Genomic DNA, 3,747 nt, shown 5'->3' with positions numbered 1-3,747 from the left:
GGACTGCGGCGATCCTCGATATTCCGGCGTTCACGTCGGCCCTGCCACTTCATCACTGTCCCCCCGGTTTTGATCTTGATAGCGAATGCCTGCCGCCCCCGGCAAGCCTGATTGTCCCCTTGACCCGCCGCGCGCGGCGTGATGCATGGCGTCAACGCCGAAAGGGCCGCATATGATCCGTCGCCTTTACAACTGGACGCTGCACCTTGCGCAATCGCCGCATGCGGTCTGGGCGCTTGCGGCAGTAGCCTTCATCGAAAGTTCGGTGTTTCCGATTCCGCCCGATGTCTTGCTGATCCCGATGATCATTGCAGCACCGCGCCGCGCCTTCTGGTTCGCTGCTGTTGCCACGCTGGCATCCGTTGCAGGCGGCGCCTTCGGGTATCTGATCGGCGCAGAGTTCATGGACAGCATCGGCCATTCGGTGCTGACATTCTATGGCAAGGCCGACAGTTTCGACGCGCTGAGCCTGCGTTACCATGAATACGGGTTCTGGGCGGTGCTGATCGCCGGGGTCACGCCGTTCCCCTACAAGGTCATCACGATCTTTTCGGGCGCGACGGGGCTTTCCTTTCCGCTGTTCATGCTGACCAGCCTGTTCGCCCGCGCCCTGCGCTTTTTCCTGATCGCGGCGCTCCTGTGGAAATTCGGCGCCCCGATCCGCGATTTCATCGAGCGGCGCTTGGGCCTTCTGTTCACCTTGGCGATGGCCATGCTCATCGCCGGATTTGCTGCTGTGAGGTATCTATGACACGCCAATCCCTGATCCTGCTAGCGATGCTCGGCTCTGCCGCGCTGCTGCTTGGCGCTTATGGCTTTCAGTATATCGGCGGGATGCGCCCTTGTGAGCTGTGCTGGTGGCAACGCTATCCGCATATGGTCGCCGTCGTCATCGGTTTGCTGGCGCTGATCTTGCACGGGCGCACCCTGCCCTACCTTGGCGCGTTGACCGCCCTCACCAGCGCCGGAATCGCGCTGTTCCATACCGGGGTGGAGCGGGCCTGGTGGAAGGGTCTCGAATCCTGCTCCGGGGGGTCGATCGCCAATATCAGCGTCGCGGATTTGCTGAACCCTGCCGCCAATGTCGCCGCCCCCATCCGCTGCGACTCGGTGGCGTGGGAAATGTTCGGTCTGTCGATGGCGTCATGGAACGGCATCCTGTCCATCGTGCTGGTCCTGATCTGGCTGTCGGCGGCGGCCAAGCCGAGAGACTAAACCGCCTCCACAGCCTTCGCCGCTTCCTCCGATCTGTCGACCTTCGGCGGTGACAGCGCGAAAACCTTTGCCCCAGCGGCGGGGTTTTTCTTCGACTCGGCACCGACAAATCGAAACTCCCCGCTGGGAGAGATCACCGCCATCAGCACCGCCTCCGGCCGTTCTGCGCGCCATGCGTCAAAGCCGTATTCCTCGGTCAGCTTCGTCATCCGTACCCGCCACCCTTCGGCAATCAGCGCCTCGTAATCATCATGCGTGCGCCCGCCGCCCATCCGCCGCCCGCCAAGCGTCACCGGCAAGGCGTTGCGCTGGCTGTCGCTTTTCTGTTGCGGCAGTTGCCAGACATGCTCGCGGCCATATTCCGGCGCAAGATCGGTGGTGACCAGAGTGTTGTAGGCATCATTGTCCGTCGCAACGAGGATGGTGGAAAAGCCGATGAATTCCACCTGATGCTCCGCCGCTTCCGACAGGATATCGCCAAAGAACACCTTCAACCCCGCCGCGCGCGCATGGCGCAAACGCCCGAGGTTGGCATCCGTCACCAGCACCGGAATTTCGGCCTTTTTCAATGCTTCGCCCAATGAGGTTGTCAGTCTGGTGCCGCCGACCAGCAAAACGCCCGGCACCTCTGCCGCGCGCAAGCCAAACAGGCTGGCCAAGGGTGTCAGGCCAAAGCCGTGCAAGACCACCGTGGCGGCGACAAGCGCAAAGGCCAGCGGCCCGATTGCCGCGCCGTCAGGCACACCCAAGGCCACCAACTGATCTCCGAACAGCCCCGCGACGGCCATCAGCACCACGCCGCGCGGTCCGGTCAGCGCGACCAGCAACCGCTCTTTCATCGGAACGTCGGTTCCGGTCAGCGACACCAGCACTGTGACCGGGCGTGCCACCAGCACCACCAGCAAAACAAATGTCACCGCGCGCATGTCGAGCGCCAGCAGCGCCTGCATGTCCAGCCCTGCGGCCAGCAGGATAAACACGCCCGATACCAGCAGAATCGTTGCGTGTTCCTTGAACCGACGCAGCTCCTCGTAACTCGGCAGTTCGGAATTGGCGATCACAAGCCCCATGACCGTCACCGCCAATAAACCGCTTTCATGCAGGGTCCGGTCGGCAATGGCGAATGCGGCGAGCAAGGTGACAAACAGCACCGGCACTTTCATATATTCCGGCACCAGGCCGCGCCGGAACGCCAGTGTAATGCCGCGCCCGGCCAACCACCCGACCAGAGTGCCGAATGCTATGCCGAGGACAAAATGCACCGACGGCTCCAGCAAACCGTCTTGGGTCATCACCACCTGAACGACTCCAAACGCCAGCACCGCCGCCAGCGCGCCCAACGGGTCATTCACAATCGCTTCCCATTGCAGCAAAGCCGCCGGTCTGCGCGACAGCCGCGCCTGCCGCAGCAAAGGTGCTATCACAGTCGGACCGGTCACGACCATGATCCCGCCGAAAACGGCAGAACTCGCCCAGCCCAGACCCGCGCCGTAATGCACCGCCAGCGCCGAGGTCAGCCAGCCCAAGGGCGCGCCGATAATCACCAGCCGCCGCACGCCCTTGGCCGCGTCGCGCAGCGCCCTCAGGTTCAGCGTCAAGCCGCCTTCAAACAGGATCACCGCAACCGCGATAGAAATCATCGGGGTCACAAGATCGCCGATATCGCGCGCAGGGATAAATATCCCGGTTATCGGCCCGACAATCAGCCCGGCCACCAGCATCAACACAATCGCGGGCATGTGCAAACGCCACGCCAGCCATTGCGCGCCAACCCCGATCACACCGACAAGCGCAATTGCTTCAACGGGGCTCAAGCCCCCGGTTCCTGTTGCCAAACCCTGCTACTCCCGAGGTAAAAGTGGCGCACCGGACAGGCGCGCATGTTCCTGCAAGGCAAAACGATCCGTCATGCCAGCGACATAATCCGCCACGATCCGCGCCAATAACAGCCCAGAATCGGCTTTTCCCACATCGGCGCGCCACTCAGGCGGCAGCAGGTCCGGCTGCGCCATGAACAAGGGAAACAGATCGCGGATCACCTGTGTCACCCGCGCGCGTTCCGCCATCACCGACGGGGCGCGGTACATGCGGGTGAACAGGAAGGCTCGGATCGCCTTCAACTCCTGATAAAGCGGCTTGGAAAAGCGGATCACCGTCGCCTCCATCGCCCGGATGTCCTGCACCGATTGCGGTTGCGCCGCATCCAGCCGCCCCTTGGCAACCGCGATCACATCCTCGACCATACGGCCAAATACCCGGCGCAGCGCCTCATGCCTGCGGCGCATCGGTTCCAGTCCGGGGTAAAGCGCATCGACCTCGGCAAAGGCCGGACCGGTGACGGGCAGTTCCATCAGATCGGCCTCATCGAACAGGCCAGAGCGCAGGCCATCGTGCAGATCATGGTGCGAATAGGCGATATCATCGGCAATCGCTGCCACCTGCGCCTCTGCACTGGCAAAGGTATTCAGTTCCAGATCCCATTCGGAATTGGCTTGTACCAGTGCATAGGGCAATTCCTCCCCCTCCGCCGCG

At 62.7% G+C, this 3,747-nt stretch carries 3 protein-coding genes and 1 pseudogene; 2 read left to right on the top strand and 2 right to left on the bottom strand.

The genetic code is table 11. The annotated features are described in order from the left end of the window. Positions 1-172: 172 nt before the first annotated feature. Both L0H65_RS16175 and L0H65_RS16170 read left to right on the top strand, forming a co-directional pair. Positions 173-751: a YqaA family protein gene (locus L0H65_RS16175; RefSeq protein ID WP_301460181.1), complete on the top strand. Its 579-nt coding sequence runs from the start codon at positions 173-175 to the stop codon at positions 749-751. Then, positions 748-1,215 carry a disulfide bond formation protein B gene (locus tag L0H65_RS16170; RefSeq protein ID WP_301460179.1) on the top strand — a complete coding sequence of 156 codons (468 nt, stop codon included), beginning with the start codon at positions 748-750 and terminating at the stop codon, positions 1,213-1,215. The genes L0H65_RS16175 and L0H65_RS16170 overlap by 4 nt, the downstream gene beginning before the upstream one ends. On the opposite strand, the gene L0H65_RS16165 is transcribed toward L0H65_RS16170, so the two are convergent. Beyond that, positions 1,212-3,029, bottom strand: coding sequence for a sodium:proton antiporter (locus L0H65_RS16165; protein ID WP_301460177.1), 1,818 nt, complete (start codon positions 3,027-3,029; stop codon positions 1,212-1,214). The genes L0H65_RS16170 and L0H65_RS16165 overlap by 4 nt on opposite strands. A gap of 27 nt (positions 3,030-3,056) precedes the next feature. Beyond that, positions 3,057-3,747: pseudogene (locus L0H65_RS16160) on the bottom strand (deoxyguanosinetriphosphate triphosphohydrolase); the annotation flags it as partial.

Source organism: Pseudorhodobacter sp. (assembly GCF_030452865.1).
In the GTDB taxonomy this organism is placed as follows: Bacteria; Pseudomonadota; Alphaproteobacteria; order Rhodobacterales; family Rhodobacteraceae; genus Pseudorhodobacter.
The sequence above is the reverse complement of the archived record's forward strand: the minus strand, read 5'-3'. Positions and strand labels throughout refer to the sequence as shown.

Bases quoted from the DNA above. Each gene is read 5' to 3' on its own strand.
- L0H65_RS16175 (WP_301460181.1), top strand. From the start codon at position 173: ATGATCCGTCGCCTTTACAACTGGACGCTGCACCTTGCGCAATCGCCG.
- L0H65_RS16170 (WP_301460179.1), top strand. From the start codon at position 748: ATGACACGCCAATCCCTGATCCTGCTAGCGATGCTCGGCTCTGCCGCG.